Source organism: Streptobacillus notomytis (assembly GCF_001902585.1).
Lineage (GTDB): Bacteria > Fusobacteriota > Fusobacteriia > Fusobacteriales > Leptotrichiaceae > Streptobacillus > Streptobacillus notomytis.
Genome location: NZ_LKKV01000150.1, coordinates 1 through 544 on the forward strand (window position 1 = coordinate 1; position 544 = coordinate 544).

The window sequence follows — 544 nt, forward strand, 5'->3', positions numbered from 1 at the left end:
CCTTTTTTTGAAGCATTTTCCATTCCTAAATATACTAAATCCAAATCTACTTCAAATTGAGCCAGAAAATAATCATCTTTTTTTCCATTTTTTAATCCATTTAATACATCTTTTTTATCTATTTTAAAATTTGCACCATGGTGTAAAATAATTGAATTATCCCCACGAGACTTTATAATAAATGCTAATCCTGTTTCTTCATTTTCTATTTTATTAATTGAAGATGTATTTACTCCATAATTAGTTAATTTTCTATAAATCCAATCACTATCATCTTCACTGCCAACAGCACCAATTAAACAAGTATCTATTCCTAAAATTGATGCCGCTATTGCCTGATTTGCACCCTTACCACCCAAATTTTTACCAAATTCTTCTCCTCTAACTGTTTCTCCTATTTTAGGAAATTTATTACAATTAATAGATAAGTCAATATTGATACTACCCAATACATAAAGTCTATTATTCATTAAATTTCACCATCCCACTACCATAATTTTCATTAGGACGTCTAATAAATCCAAATTTTTCATAAAATGCTTCA

At 27.6% G+C, this 544-nt stretch carries 1 protein-coding gene; it reads right to left on the minus strand.

Translation table 11 applies throughout. The features are described 5' to 3' along the window. On the minus strand, positions 1-470 hold a 470-nt coding region (locus BUE91_RS06835; RefSeq protein WP_241497022.1), incomplete at its 3' end, for a PfkB family carbohydrate kinase. Positions 471-544: the final 74 nt, after the last annotated feature.